Here is an 18,001-nt window from a genome sequence, read left to right on the forward strand (position 1 = left end):
CGGCGGGGGTTCAGGGTTTCCAGTGCAGGAAGTTGCGGTACAGCGCCAAGCCCTGGGCGGCGCTTTTTTCGGGGTGAAACTGGGTGGCAAACAGGTTGTCGCGCGCGATCGCGCTGGCAAAGCGCACGCCGTAGTCCGTCATGCCGGCCGCGTGGGCAGGGTCGGCCGGGTGGGCGTGGTAGCTGTGCACAAAATAAAAGTAGCTTCCATCCGGGATGCCGGCCCACAGCGGGTGGGCCGCCGCGGCTTCGCTGCCGCCGTGGTCGAAGCTGTGCCAGACGCGGTTCCAGCCCATTTGCGGCACCTTGAAGCGGCTGCCGTCGGGCTGGCGCTGGCCCTCGAGCCGGAAGCGCACCACCCGCCCCGGGATCAGGCCCAGGCCCGGGGTGTCGCCCTCTTCGGAGTGCTCCAGCAGCATTTGCATGCCCACGCACACGCCAAACAACGGCTTGCTGGCCGCCGCCTGCAGCACCGCTTCGCGCAACCCGCTGCGTTGCAGCTCCGCCATGCAGTCCGGCATGGCCCCCTGGCCCGGCAGCACGACGCGGTGCGCGTCGCGCACCACCTGGGGGTTGTCGGTGACGACGACGTCCACGTGGTCGGTGGCCAGCGCCGCATGGATGACCGCCTGCGCCACCGAGCGCAGGTTGCCCATACCGTAGTCCACAACGGCGACTTTTTCACGCCGGGGCGTCAAGCTCATCGGTTCACCTCGGGGTGCGCGCAGCCACGCAGACTCACAAACTGCCTTTGGTGGAGGGCACCGCGTCGCCCAGGCGAGGGTCGCGCTCCACGGCGGCGCGCAGCGCGCGCGCAAACGCCTTGAAGATCGTTTCGCACTGGTGGTGGGCGTTGTGGCCCTTGAGGTTGTCGATGTGCAGCGTGACGCCGGCGTGGTTGACCAACCCCTGGAAAAACTCGTGCACCAGTTGCGTGTCGAACTGGCCGATCATCGCCGCGGTGAAGCGCACGTCCAGGTGCAGGCCCGGCCGGCCGGACCAGTCGATGACGACGCGCGACAACGCCTCGTCCAGCGGGACGTAGGCGTGGCCATAGCGACGGATGCCGCGCTTGTCGCCCACCGCGCGCGCCAGCGCCTGACCCAGCGTGATGCCGACGTCTTCCACCGTGTGGTGGCCGTCGATGTGCAGGTCGCCTTCGCACTGCACCTCAAGGTCGATGAGGCCGTGGCGGGCGATCTGATCGAGCATGTGGTCAAAGAAGCCGATGCCCGTGTGCAGGCGGCTTGTGCCCGTGCCGTCCAGGTTGACGCGCACGTGGATGCGGGTTTCGGCCGTCACACGCTGCACCTCGGCGGTGCGGGCAGCAGCGGCGGGCGCGGCAGGCAGGGTGGTCATAGCGAAGGTGGCAGCGCGGCCAGCAGCGCGTCGTTTTCGGCGGGCGTGCCCACCGTCAGGCGCAGACAGTTGGCCAGCAACGGGTGCATTGTAGAAACATTCTTGACCAACACGCCGCGCTGGCGCAAGCCTGCGAAGGCGCGTGTGGCGTGCGGCACACGCACCAGGATCATGTTGGCCTCGCTGGGGTACACCTGCACACCGGGCAGCGCCGCCAGCGCGGCCATCAGGCGCGCGCGCTCGGCACGGATGGCTGCGGCCTGGCGCGCGTACTCGTCGGCGTGCTCCAGCGCAAACAGCGCGCACTCGGCGTTGAGCGCGCTGACGTTGTAGGGCGGGCGCACCTTGTCGAGCTCGGCCACCAGCGCCGCGGCGCCGATCAGGTACCCCAGCCGCACCCCCGCCAGCCCGAATTTGGACAGCGTGCGCATGATCAGCACGTGCCCGTGCGCGTGCGGCTCGGCGCGCCAGACGTCGAGCCAGGTTCGGCTGGCAAAGGGCTGGTACGCCTCGTCGATGACGACCAGCCCGCCGACGTCGGCCACGGCGTCGATGAGGCGGCGCATAACGCCTGCATCCCACAGGTTGGCGGTGGGGTTGTTGGGGTAGGCCAGGTACGTGATCGCGGGCCGCTCGCGCGCGATCGCCGCGTGCATCGCGGCTTCGTCCAGCGCAAAGTCGGCGGTCAGCGGCACGCCCACAAAGCGCAAGCCTTGCAGCCGCGCCGACATCTCGTACATCACAAAGCCGGGCACCGGCGCCAGGATCGCCGCCCCGGGCGTGTCGCACGCCATGGCCAGCAAGCTGATGAGCTCGTCGGAGCCGTTGCCCAGCATCAACGCCGCGCCGTCGGGCAGGCCGACGAACGCCGCCAGCGCACGCTTGAGGTCGTCGATGCGCGGCCCGGGGTAGCGGTGGATCGGCACACGCCCCAGCCGCTCGCCCAACGCCTGCTGCAGCGCCGGCGGCAGCGCGTAGGGGTTTTCCATCGCGTCCAGCTTGATCAGGCCGGTGGCGTCCTGGATCGCGTAGGCGTGCATGCCCTGCACGTCGCGCCGGATGCGCGCCAGCGCCTGGGCGGTGCGGCTCATGGCTGGGCCTCCAGGCGCAGCTCGGCCGCCCGGGCGTGCGCCTGCAGCCCTTCGCCGTGCGCCAGCACCGAGGCGATGCGGCCCAACCGCTGCGCCCCGGCGGCGCTGACCTCGATCAGGCTGGAGCGCTTTTGGAAGTCGTACACGCCCAGCGGGCTGGAAAAGCGCGCCGTGCCGCTGGTGGGCAGCACGTGGTTGGGGCCGGCGCAGTAGTCACCCAGGCTTTCGCTGGTGTAGGCGCCCAGGAAGATGGCGCCCGCGTGCTTGAGCAGCGGCACCCAGCGCTGCGGCTCGCGGCTGGCGACTTCCAGGTGCTCCGGCGCGATGCGGTTGCTCAGCGCGCAGGCCTCTTGCATGCTGCGGGTGCGCACCAGCATGCCGCGGCCGTTGAGGCTGGCGGCGATGATGGCCGCGCGCGGCAGCGTCGGCAGCAGCCGGTCGATGGCGGCCTGCACGGCGTCCAGGTAGTCGGCGTCGGGGCACAGCAGGATGGACTGCGCCAGCTCGTCATGCTCGGCCTGCGAAAACAGGTCCATCGCCACCCACTCGGGCGGCGTGCTGCCGTCGGCCAGCACCAGGATTTCGCTGGGGCCGGCGATCATGTCGATGCCCACGGTGCCAAACACGCGCCGCTTGGCCGCGGCGACGTAGGCGTTGCCGGGGCCGGTGATTTTGTCGACGCGCGGAATCGTCGCGGTGCCGTAGGCCAACGCCGCCACCGCCTGCGCCCCGCCGATCGTGAACGCGCGCGTGACCCCGGCCACGTGCGCCGCGGCCAGCACCAGCGCGTTGCGCTCGCCACGCGGCGTGGGCACGACCATGATGATCTCGCCCACCCCGGCCACGTGGGCGGGGATGGCGTTCATCAGCACGCTGCTGGGGTAGGCGGCCTTGCCACCGGGCACGTAAACGCCGACGCGGTCCAGCGGCGTGACCATCTGCCCCAGCAGCGTGCCGTCGTCGTCGCGGTACTGCCACGAGCGGCCACACGCTTCGAGCTGCGCTTCGTGGTAGCGCCGGATGCGTGCCGCGGCTTGCTGCAGCGCGTCGCGCTGCGCAGCGGGCAGCGCTTCGAACGCCGCGCGCAGCGTGGCCGGGTCGATTTCAAGCTCGGCCACGCTGGCCGCGGGCAGCGCGTCGAAGCGCTGCGTGTAGTCCAGCACCGCCGCGTCGCCGCGCGCACGCACGTCGGCCAGGATGTCGGCCACGCGCGCTTCGATCGCCGCGTCGGTGTCGGCGCTCCAGTGCAGGCGCTGCGCAAACGTCGCTTCAAAATCGGGTTGGGCGGTGTCCAGCCGCAGGGGGCGGGCGGTGGGCGGTTCGGTGGCGTTCATAGCGGCCATGGTAACGGGTGACGGGCTGGGCGTGGGGCCGGGGGGACAACCACGGTTCAACAGCGCTCAGGGTTGGGGCGCGGCGTGCCCCAACGCCTGCGCGAAAGCATCCAGCAGCGGGCGAATCAGCGCACCTTTGACCTTCAGCGAGGCCGGTCGCACGACCAGGCGCGACGAAATGTCCATGATGCGCTCGACCTCGACCAGCCGGTTGGCCTTGAGCGTGTTGCCCGTCGACACCAGGTCCACGATGGCGTCGGCCAAGCCCGTCAGCGGCGCCAGCTCCATGCTGCCGTACAGCTTGATCAGGTCCACGTGCACGCCTTTGGCGGCGAAGAACTCGCGCGCGATGGCCACGTACTTGGTGGCCACGCGCAGCCGCGCGCCCTGGCGCACCGCGCGCGCGTAATCAAACTCCGCCGGCACCGCCACGCTCATGCGGCAGCGCGCGATGCCCAGGTCCAGCGGCTCGTACAGCCCCACGTGGGCGCTGCCACCCCAGGCGGCGGCGTGCTCGATCAGCGTGTCCTTGCCGCACACCCCAAGGTCGGCCCCCCCGTGCTCGACGTAGGTCGGCACGTCGGTGGCGCGCACCAGCACCACGCGCACGCCGGGACGGTTGGTGGGCAGGATCAGCTTGCGCGAGGTCTGCGGATCCTCCAGCACCTCGATGCCAGCGGCGCGCAGCAGCGGCAGCGTCTCGTCGAAGATGCGGCCCTTGGACAGGGCCAGCGTCAGTGTGTCGGTGCTCATGCCACCCTCTCGATGTCGGCGCCCAGCGCGCGCAGCTTGATTTCCATCTGATCGTAGCCACGGTCCAGGTGGTAGATGCGGTCCACCACCGTCTCGCCGTCGGCCACCAGGCCCGCGATGACCAGGCTGGCCGAGGCCCGCAGGTCGGTGGCCATCACCGCGGCGCCGGACAGGCGCTGCCCCCCTTCGACGAAGGCCGTGCGTCCGTCGATGCGGATGCGCGCGCCCAGCCGCACCAGCTCCTGCACGTGCATGAAGCGGTTTTCGAAAATGGTTTCGGTGACGGCGCTGGGCCCCTGGGCGACGCAGTTGAGCGCCATGAACTGCGCTTGCATGTCGGTCGGGAAGCCCGGGTACTCGGTGGTGCGAAAACTCTGCGCTTGCAGCGCGGCGCCGCCCGGCGAGCGCACCTCGATGCCACCCGCGTCGGCCTGCACCTGCACCCCGGCGGCCAGCAGTTTGTCAATGACGGCGTCCAGGTGGTCGGCGCGCGCGGCGTGCAAGCGCGCCTGCCCGCCGGTGGCCGCCACGGCGCACAAAAAGGTCCCTGCCTCGATGCGGTCGGCCACGACGTGGTGCTCGGCGCCGTGCAGGGCGTGCACCCCCTGCACGTGGATGCGGCTGGTGCCGTGGCCTTCGATGCGCGCGCCCATCGCGATCAACAGCTCGGCCAAATCGACCACTTCGGGCTCCTGCGCGGCGTTTTCCAGCACGGTTTCGCCGTCGGCCAACGCGGCGGCCATCAGCAGGTTTTCGGTGCCGGTGACGGTGACCATGTCGGTGGTGATGCGCGCCCCGCGCAGGCGGCTGCGCCCTGGCGGCAGGCGGGCCTCGATGTAGCCGTGCTCCACCGTGATCTCGGCCCCCATGGCCTGCAAGCCGCGGATGTGCTGGTCCACCGGCCGCGCCCCAATGGCGCAGCCCCCCGGCAGCGACACGCGCGCCTGGCCACAACGCGCCAGCAGCGGCCCCAGCACCAGGATCGAGGCGCGCATCGTGCGCACCAGCTCGTAGGGCGCCAGCGGTTGCAGCGGGTCGGCCGCGTGCAGCCGCAGCCCGCCGCGCTCGCCCAGCGTGTCCACACGCACGCCCATGCCTTGCAGCAGTGCGCGCATCGTCGCCACATCACGCAAGCGCGGCACGTTGCGCAGCGTCACCGCCTCGGCGGTCAGCAGCGCCGCGCACAGCTCAGGCAGCGCCGCGTTTTTGGCGCCTGAGATGGTGACCTCGCCGTGCAACCGCTGGCCGCCACGGATGCGCAGCTTATCCACGCGCGCTCTCCATGTGCGCACGCCATTCGTCGGGCGTCAGCGTCTTCATCGACAGCGCGTGCACCTCATCGGTGTGCAGACGCTGGCCCAGCGTGGCGTACACCATCTGGTGGCGCTGCACGGGGCGCTTGCCCTCGAACGCGGACGACACCACCGTGGCGTACCAGTGGCGACCGTCGCCGGAGACGTCCAGGTGCTCGCACGGCAGGCCGGCGGCGATGAGGCTGCGAAGTTGTTCGGCGGTCATGGTGCAACGTGGGTCGATGCAAAGGTGAGGGCCGCGGGACGAAGCGCCCCGCCCGGGGTCAATGGCGGACTTTGTAGCCGATGCGCAACAGGTGGATGGTCAGCCCCGCCACCGCCAGCAACGCCATCGACACCACGGCCAGGCTGAGCCAGGGCGAGACGTCGCTGACGCCAAAAAAGCCGTAGCGCGCCCCGTCGATCATGTAGAAAAACGGGTTGAGGTGGCTGACCGCCTGCCACAGCGGCGGCAACGAGTGGATGGAGTAAAACACGCCCGACAAAAACGTCATCGGCATGATGATGAAATTCTGGAACGCCGCCATCTGGTCGAACTTCTCGGCCCACAACCCGGCGATGACGCCAAGCGACCCCAGCAGCGCCGCACCCAGCACCGCAAACACCACAATCCAGCCCGGATGCGCCCAGCGCAGCGGCGCGGCCCAGGCCGTCACCAGCAGCACGCCGCCGCCCACGACCAGGCCGCGCAGCACCGACGAGCCCACGTACGCCACGAACCACGCCCAGTGCGACAGCGGGGCCACCAGCACGAACACCAGGTTGCCCATGATCTTGCTTTGGATCAGACTGGACGAGCTGTTGGCAAACGCGTTTTGCAGCAGGCTCATCATCGCCAGCCCAGGCAGCAAAAACGCCGTGTAGGACACACCGTCGTACACCTGCACGTGCTCTTCGAGCACATGGCCAAAAATCAGCAGGTACAGCAACGCCGTCACGATCGGCGCGGCCACCGTCTGGAAGGCCACCTTCCAAAACCGCAGCACCTCCTTGATGAACAGGGCACGCCAGCCGCTCATGCCAGCGCCTCCTGCCGCTGCTGGGCCATCAAGTCCAGGAACACGTCTTCCAAGTCGGCCTTGTGCACCTCGACGTCCTCCAGCACCACGCCGGCCTGGCGCAGCGTGGCCAGCACCTGCTCCACCTCCAGCGCGTCGTGCACCTTGATCTGGGCGATGCGGCCGGTGACCCGCGCCCGCGCCGCCAGCGCGGCTGGCAGCGCCTGGTCGGTTTTGAAGCGCACCACGTGCGCCGAAAAGCGCTGCAGCAGCGTTGCGGTGCGCTCCAGCGCCACCACGCGCCCCGCGCGCAGCATGGCGATGCGCGTGCACAGCGCCTCGGCTTCTTCAAGGTAGTGCGTGGTCAGCAGCACCGTGCTGCCCTGGCGGTTGAGCTGGGCGATGAACGCCCACAGGCTCTGACGCAGCTCAACGTCCACCCCTGCGGTCGGCTCATCCAGCACGATCACGGGGGGGCGATGCACCAGCGCCTGCGCCACCATCACGCGCCGTTTCATGCCGCCCGAGAGCTGGCGCATGTTGGTGTCAGCCTTGTCACGCAGGCCCAGGCCGGTGAGCAGTTCGTCGATCCAGTCGTCGTTGCGCCGGATGCCGAAGTAGCCGGACTGAAAGCGCAGCGCCTCGCGCACGGTGAAAAAGGGGTCGAACACCAGCTCCTGCGGCACGACGCCTAAGCGGCGGCGCGCCTGCAACGGCTGCGCGTGCACATCCACCCCCGCCACGGTGACCCGCCCGGTGCTGGGTCGGCTCAACCCCGCCAGGATGCTGATCAGCGTGGTCTTGCCTGCGCCGTTGGGGCCCAGCAGGCCAAAAAACTCCCCCGGCTCGATGGTGAATGAGACCTGGTCGAGCGCCTGCAGCACCCCACGCGGGGTGCGGAACTGCTTGCTGACCTGCTCAAAGGTGACGGCGGACATCGAACCGGGCATTCTACCCGGGCAGCAGTTCGGCCACCCCGTACACCTCGGCCAGCGTGCGCAGCTTCGGGGGCATGTCCGCGACGCGCCAGCCCAGCCCGCGGCGCAGCGCGCCACGGCGCAACGCCAGCAGCGCCGCCAGCGCCGACGAGTCGAAGCCCTGCAGCGCGGCGGCCGACACCACCGCCGTGGCTCCCACGGGCAGGGACGCCAGCGCACGCTCGGCGTCGGCCAGCCAGCGCGGGGCCTGCTCGTGCGTCAGCACCGCCGGCAGCGCCGGCAAGGTGGCCTCAAGAACGCTGGGCATTGCTGCGGTTGCGCTCGGCCAACGTGGCGATCAGGCCGTCGATGCCGCGGGCGTTGATCTCTTGCGCGAACTGCGTGCGGTAGGTGTCCACCAGCCACACCCCCATCACGTTGAGGTCGTACACCTTCCAGCCCTGCGGCGTGCGCGCCAGCCGGTAGTCGAGCTGGATCGGCTCGCCCTTGCCGCGGATTTCGGAGCGCACCACCACCTCGGTGGCGTCGGCCGCGGCGCGCAGCGGCCGCACCACCAGCGTCTGGTCGTTGATCTGGGTCAGCGCCCCCGAGTAGGTGCGCACCAACAGCGTTTTGAATTCGGCCATCAGGCGCTGGCGCTGCTCCGGCGTGGCGCTGCGCCAAAAGCGCCCCACGGCCGAGGCCGTCATGCGCTCAAAGTCCACGTGCGGCATCAGCTTGGTGTCCACCAGCGCGCTGATGCGGGCGATGTCGCCCGCGCGCAGCGCCGGATCGCGCTTGACGGTGTCGAACACCTCGGCCGCCACACGCTGGATCAGGGCATCGGGGGTCTCGGGCGTTTGCGCACGCGCCCACGGCGCCCCGCCCAGCACGGCGGCGCCCGCCACGCCCCAGGCCAACGCCGCCAGCCAGCGGCGGCGCGCGTTCACGGTGACGTCCATCGGGTTGATCACAAGCTTGTCCATGGTTCGGTTGACCTTCCCTGCCCGGCCGACGTTCCCCGGCCGTTACACCTGCTCACATCGGCAACGCCGGCGTATCAATCCGCCGCCTCATCTTCGCCGCGCGCGGCTTGCACCTGGCGCTGGCGCCGCGCCAGGTAGGCGTCGCGCGTAAAGCTGTACTTGTCCAGCGCGGCCTGCTCCAACAAATCGCCAGCGCGCAGCAACCCCGCGCGCGTGTCCACCACCCGCAAGCCTTGGGCGGTGTTGCGCGTGGCCACGTCGTCGATGCCCTGCGCCACCGCATCGCCGCGGCGGTCCACCGGCAGCGCGACCGTTTCGCGCACGCTGGACGGCCCCAACAGCGGCAACACCAGGTACGGGCCGGCGGGCACCCCCCAGCGCCCCAGCGTGTGACCAAAGTCCAGCGTCGTGCGCGGGATGCCCATTTCGGTGGCGATGTCCAACAGGCCGCCAAACCCGAACACGGTGTTGACGGCAAAGCGCATGGTGTTTTCCGCCGCCGGCTGGGGGCGCGCCTGCAGCACAGCGTTGACGGCCGACCACAGGTCGCGCCAGTTGGCAAAGAAGTTGCGCACGCCGGTGCGCACAGGGCTGGGCACCACGTGGGTGTAGCCCGTGGCCACGGGCTTGAGCACCGCCGCGTCCACCGCCTCGTTGAATTGAAAGACGCCGCGGTTGAACGGCTCCAGCGGATCGGCCGGGTGCGCTTGCGGCCCCGTGGCGCAGCCCCCCAGCGTCAACGCCGCGCCCAGCAGCAGCCCCGCCGTCGCGCGGCGCGCGGGCATGCAGCGTCGGGTGTGCATGGTCATTTCCCTTCCCCTCCCATCTCGGCCGCTTTGTTGAACAGGAACTGGCCGATCAAGTTTTCCAGCACCAGGGCCGACTGGGTGCGCGTGACCACGTCGCCATCGGCCAGGTTGGCGTCCGCCCCGCCGGGCTCGATGCCAACGTACTGCTCGCCCAACAAGCCGCTGGTGAGGATTTTGAACGAACTGTCTTTGGGGAAAGCATAGCGCTTTTCCAGCGCCAGCACCACGCGCGCCTGGAAGGTGCGGTCGTCGAAACTGACCGACTCGACGCGCCCCACGGTCACCCCGGCGCTGCGCACCGCGGCCCGGGGCTTGAGGGAGCCGGCGTTGTCAAACAGCGCCGTGACCCGGTAGGTGGGCTGCCAGCTCAGCTGCAACAGGTTGGCCGCCTGCAACGCCAAAAACAGCACCGCCAGCGCCCCCACCAGCACGAACAACCCCACCCAGACATCGACTTTGGACCGTTGCATGCGAGCCCCTCAAACCGTAAACATCAGCGCCGTCAGGATGAAGTCCAGTCCCAGCACCGTCAACGACGCCATCACGACCGTGCGGGTGGTGGCGCGCGACACCCCTTCGGGCGTTGGCCGGGCGGCGTAACCCTGCAGCAGCGCGATAAACGTCACCGCCACGGCGAACACGACGCTTTTGACGATGCCGTTGCCGACATCGGACCAGACGTCCACGCCGCTTTGCACCTGGCTCCAAAACGCGCCGCCATCGACGCCGATCATGGGCACCCCGACGATCCAGCCACCAACGATGCCCATGCTGCTGAACACCGCGGCCAGCAGCGGCAGCGCCACCACCCCGGCCACGAAGCGCGGCGCCAACACACGGTCGATCGGATCCACCGCCATCATTTCCATGACGCTGAGCTGCTCGCCGGCTTTCATGAGGCCGATCTCCGCCGTCAGCGACGTGCCCGCGCGACCGGCGAACAACAGCGCCGTCACCACTGGCCCCAGCTCGCGCACCAGGCTCAGCGTCACCAGCAGCCCGAGCGATTCGGCCGAGCCGTACCGCTGCAACGTGTAGTAGCCTTGCAGCCCCAGCACGAAGCCGACAAACAGGCCCGACACGGTGATGATGGACAGCGAGTGGTTGCCCAAAAAGTGGATCTGATCGCGCACCAGGCCAAAGCGCCGCAGCGCCTGGGGGCATCCCGCCAGCAACCGCAGCAGCAGCCGCGCCCCCCAGCCCAGATCCGCCAGCTTGCCGCGCACCGCCGCACCCAACGCCGCCAGCATCGACACCCCCTTCATCGCGCTGCCTCCGGACCGTAGTCCTCGGCCACGGCCGGCGCGGCGTAGTGAAAATGCACCGGCCCTTCGGGCGCGGCGGTGATGAACTGCTGCACCAACGGATCCGGACAGCGGCGCACCTCGTCGGGCGTGCCCTGCACCGCCACCCGCCCGTTGGCCAGCACCACCATGTGGTCAGCCACGGCAAAGGCGGTGTCCAGCTCATGCGACACCATGATGCTGGTGAGCCCCAGCGTGTCGTTGAGCTGGCGGATCAGGCGCGCGGCGGTGCCAAGCGAGATCGGATCCAGCCCCGCAAACGGCTCGTCGTACATGATCAGCTCGGGGTCCAGCGCGATGGCGCGCGCCAGCGCCACCCGGCGCGCCATGCCGCCCGACAGCGCCACGGGCATCAGGTCGCGCGCACCGCGCAGGCCCACGGCGTGCAGCTTCATCAGCACGATGTCGCGGATCAGTGGCTCGGGCAGACGGGTGTGCTCACGCAGCGGGAAGGCCACGTTGTCAAACACCGACAAATCGGTGAACAACGCGCCGTACTGAAACAGCATGCCCATGCGCCGGCGCGCCGCGTACAGGCCCTTGCGGTCCAGCGCGCCCACATCCTGACCGTCGAAACACACCTGGCCGTGCTGGGCGCGCACCAAGCCACCGATGAGGCGCAGCACGGTCGTCTTGCCGCCACCCGAGGCGCCCATGATGACCGTCACCCGGCCCCGCGGCACGTGCAAGCTGACGCGGTCGAGCACGACGCGCTCGTCGTACCCGAAGGTGACGTCACGCAGTTCGACGAGGGGCTCGGTGCTCATACGCAACAACGATCAAAAAGGCCGGCGCAGGGCCGGCCCGATCATAAGGGATAACCCGCAGCCGCGTCGGCGACGGCGGCCCCGCACGGCCGCCGTGCAGGTCAGCGCGGCAGCAGGCTGGCGCCCATCAGGTACTCGTCCACCGCGCGCGCGGCCTGGCGGCCTTCGCGGATGGCCCACACCACCAGCGACTGGCCACGGCGCATGTCACCGGCGGCAAACACCTTGGGGACGTTGGTGGCGTAGCCGCCCACCTCGTCGGTGCTGGCCTTGGCGTTGCCGCGCGCGTCGCGCTCCACGCCAAACGCCTCCAGCACCGTGGCCACCGGCGACACAAAGCCCATCGCCAGCAGCACCAGGTCGGCCTTGTACTCCTTTTCGGTGCCCGGGATTTCGACCAACTTGCCGTCCTTCATTTCGACGTGCACGGTCTGCACCCCGGTGACCTTGCCGCCCTTGCCGACGAACGCCTTGGTGGCGATGGCGAACTCGCGCTGGCAGCCCTCTTCGTGGCTGGAGCTGGTGCGCAGCTTCAGCGGCCAGTACGGCCAGGTCAGCGGCTTGTTTTCCTTTTCGGGCGGCATCGGCATGACTTCGAACTGGGTCACGCTGGCCGCACCATGGCGGTTGGAGGTGCCCACGCAGTCGCTGCCGGTGTCGCCGCCACCGATGACGATGACATGCTTGCCGTCGGCGCGGATCTGCTTTTTGAGCTTGTCGCCGGCGTTGACCTTGTTTTGCTGCGGCAAAAACTCCATCGCGAAATGGATGCCGTCCAGCTCGCGGCCCGGCACGGGCAGGTCGCGCGGTTGCTCGGCGCCGCCGCACAGCAGCACGGCGTCGAACTCGGCCAGCAACTGCTGCGGCTCGATCGTTTCGCGCGCGTCGTTGTTGACCTTGCTGCCTTCGGGTAGCCGCCCCACCAGCACGCGGGTGCGGAAGGTGACACCCTCGGCCTGCATCTGCTCGATGCGGCGGTCGATCAGCCACTTTTCCAGCTTGAAGTCCGGGATGCCGTAGCGCAGCAGGCCGCCGATGCGGTCGTTTTTCTCGAACACCGTGACCTCGTGTCCGGCGCGCGCCAGTTGCTGCGCAGCGGCCAGCCCCGCAGGCCCGGAGCCCACCACCGCCACCTTTTTGCCGGTCTTGGCCTTGGGCGGCTGCGGCGTCACCCAGCCTTCCTTCCAGGCGCGGTCGGCAATGGCGTGCTCGATGGACTTGATGCCCACCGGGTCGTTGTTGATGTTGAGCACGCACGCCGCCTCGCACGGCGCCGGGCAAATGCGCCCGGTGAACTCGGGGAAGTTGTTGGTGCTGTGCAGCACCTGGATGGCGTGCTTCCAGTCGCCGCGGTAGACCAGGTCGTTGAAGTCCGGGATGATGTTGTTGACCGGGCAGCCGTTGTTGCAAAACGGCGTGCCGCAGTCCATGCAGCGCGCGCCTTGCACCTTGGCCTGGGCGTCGTCCAGGCCGATGACGAACTCACGCCAGTGCTTGACGCGCTCCTGCGGCGGTTGGTAGCCCTCTTCCAGCCGCTCGAACTCCAGAAATCCGGTGATCTTGCCCATGGTGTCGAATCCTTTGCGTGGTCGGTGCAACCCTCAAGCCGTGGCACGCGCGGGCTTGGCCGCCGGTTGTGCCGCGGGCTTGTCGGTCCCCTTGCCGGCCAGCTCGGCCAGCGCCCGCTTGTACTCGTGCGGGAAAACCTTGACGAAGCGTGCGCGCGCGCTGGCCCAGTCGTCCAGCAAGGCGCGCGCCTTGGTCGAGCCGGTCCAGCGGTGGTGTTCTTCCAGCAACTGGCGCAGCTGGGCTTCGTCGGTCATGCCGCGGTGCCAAATGGCGCGGTCCACGGTGGCTTCCTGCTCGGCGCTGCTGACCACGCGCTCCAGCGCCACCATCGCGGTGTTGCAGCGCTTGGCGAACATGCCGTCTTCGTCGTACACGTAGGCGATGCCGCCGCTCATGCCCGCGGCGAAGTTGCGCCCGGTTTTGCCCAGCACCACCACGGTGCCGCCGGTCATGTACTCGCAGCCATGGTCGCCGGTGCCTTCCACCACCGCGGTGGCGCCCGACAGGCGCACCGCGAAGCGCTCTCCGGCCACGCCGCGGAAAAACGCCTCGCCCTGGGTGGCGCCGTACAGCACCGTGTTGCCCACGATGATGTTGTCGCCGGCGTCGCCACGGAAGTCGATGCTGGGCCGCACGACGATGCGCCCGCCCGACAACCCCTTGCCGGTGTAGTCGTTGGCGTCCCCGATCAGGTACAGCGTGATGCCCTTGCACAGGAAGGCGCCGAACGACTGGCCGCCCGTGCCTTCCATCTGGATGCGGATGGTGTCGTCGGGCAGCCCCTCGGGGTGGTGGCGCGTGACCTCGCCCGACAACATGGCGCCGACGGTGCGGTTGACGTTGCGCACCGCTTCGATGAAGTGCACCTTCTCGCCACGCTCGATGGCCGCTCGGGCCTTTTCGATCAGGCGCACGTCCAGCGCCTTGTCCAGGCCGTGGTTTTGCGCCTCCACGTGCCGGCGCGGCACGTCGGCCGGCACGTCGGGCTGCGCCAGCAGGCGACTGTAGTCCAGGCCCTTGGCCTTCCAGTGGGCGATGCCCTTTTTCATGTCCAGCAAGTCGGTGCGACCGATCAGGTCGTCGAACTTGCGGATGCCCAGTTGCGCCATGATGGCGCGCACCTCTTCGGCGACGAAGAAGAAGTAGTTGACGACGTGCTCAGGCTTGCCGGCGAACTTCTTGCGCAGCACCGGGTCTTGCGTCGCCACCCCCACCGGGCAGGTGTTGAGGTGGCACTTGCGCATCATGATGCAGCCCTCGACGACCAGCGGCGCGGTGGCAAAGCCAAACTCGTCGGCCCCCAGCAGCGCGCCGATGACGACGTCACGTCCGGTCTTGATTTGGCCGTCCACCTGCACGCGGATGCGCCCGCGCAGGCGGTTGAGCACCAGCGTTTGCTGGGTTTCGGCCAGGCCGATTTCCCACGGGCTGCCGGCGTGCTTGATCGACGACCACGGCGACGCCCCGGTGCCGCCGTCGTGCCCGGCGATGACCACGTGGTCGGCCTTGGCCTTGGCCACGCCCGCGGCGATCGTGCCCACGCCCACCTCGGCCACCAGCTTGACCGAGATGTCGGCGCGCGGGTTGACGTTCTTGAGGTCGTGGATCAACTGCGCCAGGTCCTCGATCGAGTAGATGTCGTGGTGCGGCGGCGGGCTGATCAGGCCCACCCCCGGCACCGAGTAGCGCAGGTAGCCGATGTAGGGGCTGACCTTGGAGCCCGGCAACTGGCCGCCCTCACCGGGCTTGGCGCCCTGCGCCATCTTGATCTGGATCTGGTCGGCGCTGACCAGGTACTCCGCGGTGACGCCAAAGCGGCCCGAGGCGACTTGCTTGATCTTGGAGCGCAGGCTGTCGCCGTCTTGCAGCTCGTAGTCCACCTCGACCTTGTCGTGGCCGATGATCGAGCCCACCGTCTGACCCTTGCGGATCGGGATGCCCTTGAGCTCGTTGCGGTAGCGCGCCGGGTCCTCGCCGCCTTCGCCGGTGTTGCTCTTGCCGCCGATGCGGTTCATCGCGATGGCCAGCGTGGTGTGCGCTTCGGTCGAGATCGACCCCAGCGACATCGCGCCGGTGGCAAAGCGCTTGACGATTTCGCTGGCCGGCTCGACCTCCTCGATCGGGATCGCCTTGGCCGGATCGACCTTGAATTCGAACAAGCCGCGCAGCGTCATCAGGCGGCGCGACTGGTCGTTGATGATCTGCGCGTACTCCTTGTAGGTGGCGTAGTTGCCGGCGCGCGTGGCGTGCTGCAGCTTGGCGATCGCGTCCGGCGTCCACATGTGCTCCTCGCCACGGGCGCGCCAGGCGTACTCGCCGCCGACGTCAAGCATCTCACGCAGCAGCGGGTCGTCGCTGTAGGCGCGCTGGTGCCAGCGGATGGCTTCCTCGGCGATCTCGAACACACCGATGCCTTCGACGCGGCTGGGCGTGCCGGTGAAGTACTTGTCGATCGTGGCGCTGTTGATGCCCACCGCCTCGAACAGTTGCGCGCCGCAGTAGCTCATGTAGGTGGACACGCCCATCTTGGACATGATCTTGGACAGGCCCTTGCCCACCGCCTTGATGTAGTTGGCCACCGCCTTGTCGGCGCCGAGCTCGCCGGGCAGGTCTTTGTGGATGGTGCGGATGGTTTGCAGCGCCAGGTACGGGTGCACGGCCTCGGCGCCGTAGCCCGCCAGCACGGCAAAGTGGTGCACCTCGCGCGCGCTGCCGGTTTCCACCACCAAGCCGGTGGCGGTGCGCAGGCCCTCGCGGATCAGGTGCTGGTGCACGGCCGACAGCGCCAACAGCGCCGGGATGGCCACGCGCTCGCGGTTGACGCCGCGGTCGCTCAGGATCAGGATGTTGCGCCCGCTGCGGATGGCATCCACCGCCTCGGCGCACAGCGACGCCAGCTTGGCCTCCACCCCTTCCTTGCCCCAGGCCACGGGGTAGGTGATGTCCAGCGTGGCGCTGCGGAATTTGCCACCGGTGCGCCGCTCGATGTCGCGCAGCTTGGCCATGTCGGCCTCGTTGAGCACGGGCTGGCTGACCTCCAGCCGCATCGGCGGGTTCACCTGGTTGATGTCGAGCAGGTTGGGCTTGGGGCCGATGAACGACACCAGCGACATCACGATCGCTTCGCGGATCGGGTCGATCGGCGGGTTGGTGACCTGCGCGAACAGCTGCTTGAAGTAGTTGTACAGCGGCTTGGGACGGTCGGACAGCACCGGCAGCGGGCTGTCGTTGCCCATCGAGCCCACGCCCTCTTCGCCGTTTTGCGCCATCGGCGCCATCAGGAATTTGATGTCCTCCTGCGTGTAGCCAAAGGCTTGCTGCAGGTCCAGCAGCTGCTGGTCGGTGTCCACCGCGGCTTGCGCCGATTCGTCGGCCACCGCCTTGACGCTGGCTTCGTCGTCACCCGCCACGGGGCGCTCGACGTCGTCGAGCCGGATGCGCAGGTTCTCAATCCACTGCTTGTACGGCTTGGCGTTGGACAGTTGCGCTTTGATCTCCTCGTCGTCGATCATGCGCCCCTGCTCCAGGTCGATCAGGAACATCTTGCCCGGCTGCAAGCGCCACTTGCGCACGATCTTGCTCTCCGGCACCGGCAGCACGCCGGACTCGGAGGCCATGATGACCATGTCGTCGTCGGTGATGCAGTAGCGCGACGGCCGCAAGCCGTTGCGGTCCAGCGTCGCCCCGATCTGACGCCCGTCGGTGAAGACGATCGAGGCCGGACCGTCCCACGGCTCCAACATCGCCGCGTGGTATTCGTAAAACGCGCGGCGGCGCTCGTCCATCAGCGTGTGCTGCTCCCACGGCTCGGGGATCATCATCATGATCGCGTGCGCCAACGGGTAGCCCGCCATCGCCAGCAGCTCCAGGCAGTTGTCAAACGTGGCCGTGTCCGACTGGCCCGCGAAGCTGATCGGGTACAGCTTTTTGAGGTCTGGCCCCAGCACCGGCGAGCTCATCACGCCTTCGCGCGCGCGCATCCAGTTGTAGTTGCCCTTGACGGTGTTGATCTCGCCGTTGTGCGCGATGTAGCGGTACGGGTGCGCCAGCGGCCACTCGGGGAAGGTGTTGGTGGAAAAGCGCTGGTGCACCAGCCCCAGCGCCGACGTGCAGCGCGGATCTTGCAGGTCCAGGTAGTACTCGCCCACCTGGTTGGCCAGCAGCAGCCCCTTGTACACCACCGTGCGGCTGCTCATGCTGGGCACGTAGTACTCTTTGCTGTGCGTGAGCTGCAGGCGCTGGATGGCGGCGCTGGCGGTCTTGCGGATCACGTACAGCTTGCGCTCCAGCGCGTCTTGCACGATGACGTCGCTGCCGCGGCCGATGAAGACCTGGCGGATCACCGGCTCGGTCTTGCGCACCGCGGGCGACATCGGCATGGCCTTGTTGACCGGCACGTCGCGCCAGCCCAGCAGCACCTGCCCTTCGGCCTTGATGGCGCGCTCCAGCTCCTGCTCGCAGGCCAGACGGCTGGCGTGCTCCTTGGGCAAAAAGATCATGCCCACGCCGTACTCGCCGGGCGGCGGCAGGGTCACGCCCTGCTTGGCCATCTCCTCACGGTAGAGCTGGTCTGGGATCTGGATCAGGATGCCGGCGCCATCGCCCATCAACGGGTCGGCCCCCACCGCACCGCGGTGGTCGAGGTTTTCCAGGATTTTGAGCGCCTGGGTGACGATACCGTGGCTTTTGCGGCCCTTGATGTGGGCCACGAAGCCGACGCCGCAGGCGTCGTGCTCATAGGCAGCGTCGTACAGGCCGCGCTGCTCGGCGGGGGGCTGGTGGTTGCTCACGCTGATGCTCCT

The 18,001-nt window shown here is 68.8% G+C and carries 17 protein-coding genes; all 17 read right to left on the reverse strand.

Annotated elements, in window-relative coordinates; genetic code table 11:
- Positions 1–10: 10 nt before the first annotated feature.
- The 17 genes from hisH to EDC36_RS04310 all read right to left on the reverse strand — a co-directional run bounded on the left by hisH (position 11) and on the right by EDC36_RS04310 (position 17,989).
- Positions 11–703, reverse strand: coding sequence for an imidazole glycerol phosphate synthase subunit HisH (hisH, locus tag EDC36_RS04230; RefSeq protein WP_132962004.1), 693 nt, complete (start codon positions 701–703; stop codon positions 11–13).
- A gap of 34 nt (positions 704–737) precedes the next feature.
- Positions 738–1,358, reverse strand: coding sequence for an imidazoleglycerol-phosphate dehydratase HisB (gene hisB, locus EDC36_RS04235; RefSeq protein ID WP_132962005.1), 621 nt, complete (start codon positions 1,356–1,358; stop codon positions 738–740).
- The gene (hisC, locus tag EDC36_RS04240) at positions 1,355–2,449 is read right to left on the reverse strand and encodes a histidinol-phosphate transaminase (RefSeq protein WP_132962006.1); all 1,095 of its coding nucleotides are present in this window, start codon (positions 2,447–2,449) and stop codon (positions 1,355–1,357) included. The genes hisB and hisC overlap by 4 nt, the downstream gene beginning before the upstream one ends.
- Positions 2,446–3,783, reverse strand: coding sequence for a histidinol dehydrogenase (gene hisD / locus EDC36_RS04245; RefSeq protein ID WP_132962007.1), 1,338 nt, complete (start codon positions 3,781–3,783; stop codon positions 2,446–2,448). Before hisD ends, hisC begins: the two co-directional genes overlap by 4 nt.
- A gap of 66 nt (positions 3,784–3,849) precedes the next feature.
- Positions 3,850–4,536 (reverse strand): ATP phosphoribosyltransferase, encoded by a 687-nt coding sequence (gene hisG, locus EDC36_RS04250; RefSeq protein ID WP_132962008.1) that lies wholly within the window; start codon positions 4,534–4,536, stop codon positions 3,850–3,852.
- Positions 4,533–5,807 carry a UDP-N-acetylglucosamine 1-carboxyvinyltransferase gene (gene murA / locus EDC36_RS04255; RefSeq protein ID WP_132962009.1) on the reverse strand — a complete coding sequence of 425 codons (1,275 nt, stop codon included), beginning with the start codon at positions 5,805–5,807 and terminating at the stop codon, positions 4,533–4,535. Before murA ends, hisG begins: the two co-directional genes overlap by 4 nt.
- A complete protein-coding gene (locus tag EDC36_RS04260; RefSeq protein ID WP_132962010.1) occupies positions 5,800–6,054 on the reverse strand; it encodes a BolA family protein in 255 nt (84 codons plus the stop codon). The genes murA and EDC36_RS04260 overlap by 8 nt, the downstream gene beginning before the upstream one ends.
- A 58-nt stretch (positions 6,055–6,112) precedes the next feature.
- The gene (locus tag EDC36_RS04265) at positions 6,113–6,868 is read right to left on the reverse strand and encodes an ABC transporter permease (RefSeq protein WP_132962011.1); all 756 of its coding nucleotides are present in this window, start codon (positions 6,866–6,868) and stop codon (positions 6,113–6,115) included.
- Positions 6,865–7,785 carry an ABC transporter ATP-binding protein gene (locus tag EDC36_RS04270; protein ID WP_132962012.1) on the reverse strand — a complete coding sequence of 307 codons (921 nt, stop codon included), beginning with the start codon at positions 7,783–7,785 and terminating at the stop codon, positions 6,865–6,867. Before EDC36_RS04270 ends, EDC36_RS04265 begins: the two co-directional genes overlap by 4 nt.
- A gap of 13 nt (positions 7,786–7,798) precedes the next feature.
- Positions 7,799–8,092, reverse strand: coding sequence for an STAS domain-containing protein (locus tag EDC36_RS04275; RefSeq protein WP_132962013.1), 294 nt, complete (start codon positions 8,090–8,092; stop codon positions 7,799–7,801).
- A complete protein-coding gene (locus EDC36_RS04280; RefSeq protein WP_132962122.1) occupies positions 8,076–8,726 on the reverse strand; it encodes an MlaC/ttg2D family ABC transporter substrate-binding protein in 651 nt (216 codons plus the stop codon). The genes EDC36_RS04275 and EDC36_RS04280 overlap by 17 nt, the downstream gene beginning before the upstream one ends.
- Before the next feature lie 98 nt (positions 8,727–8,824).
- Positions 8,825–9,559 (reverse strand): MlaA family lipoprotein, encoded by a 735-nt coding sequence (locus EDC36_RS04285; protein ID WP_390617283.1) that lies wholly within the window; start codon positions 9,557–9,559, stop codon positions 8,825–8,827.
- On the reverse strand, positions 9,556–10,029 hold the full coding sequence (gene mlaD / locus EDC36_RS04290) for an outer membrane lipid asymmetry maintenance protein MlaD (protein WP_132962014.1): 474 nt from the start codon (positions 10,027–10,029) through the stop codon (positions 9,556–9,558). Before mlaD ends, EDC36_RS04285 begins: the two co-directional genes overlap by 4 nt.
- Before the next feature lie 9 nt (positions 10,030–10,038).
- Complete coding sequence (mlaE, locus tag EDC36_RS04295) at positions 10,039–10,824, reverse strand: lipid asymmetry maintenance ABC transporter permease subunit MlaE (RefSeq protein ID WP_185971241.1); 786 nt, start codon at positions 10,822–10,824, stop codon at positions 10,039–10,041.
- Entirely contained in the window at positions 10,821–11,630 is an 810-nt protein-coding gene (locus tag EDC36_RS04300; protein ID WP_132962015.1) for an ABC transporter ATP-binding protein, read from the reverse strand. Before EDC36_RS04300 ends, mlaE begins: the two co-directional genes overlap by 4 nt.
- A gap of 101 nt (positions 11,631–11,731) precedes the next feature.
- Positions 11,732–13,198, reverse strand: a complete 1,467-nt coding sequence (locus tag EDC36_RS04305; protein ID WP_132962016.1) for a glutamate synthase subunit beta — start codon at positions 13,196–13,198, stop codon at positions 11,732–11,734.
- A 33-nt stretch (positions 13,199–13,231) separates the two neighbouring features.
- A complete protein-coding gene (locus EDC36_RS04310) occupies positions 13,232–17,989 on the reverse strand; it encodes a glutamate synthase-related protein (protein WP_243646465.1) in 4,758 nt (1,585 codons plus the stop codon).
- Positions 17,990–18,001 lie beyond the last annotated feature (12 nt).

Source organism: Tepidimonas ignava (genome assembly GCF_004342625.1).
In the GTDB taxonomy this organism is placed as follows: domain Bacteria; phylum Pseudomonadota; class Gammaproteobacteria; order Burkholderiales; family Burkholderiaceae_C; genus Tepidimonas; species Tepidimonas ignava.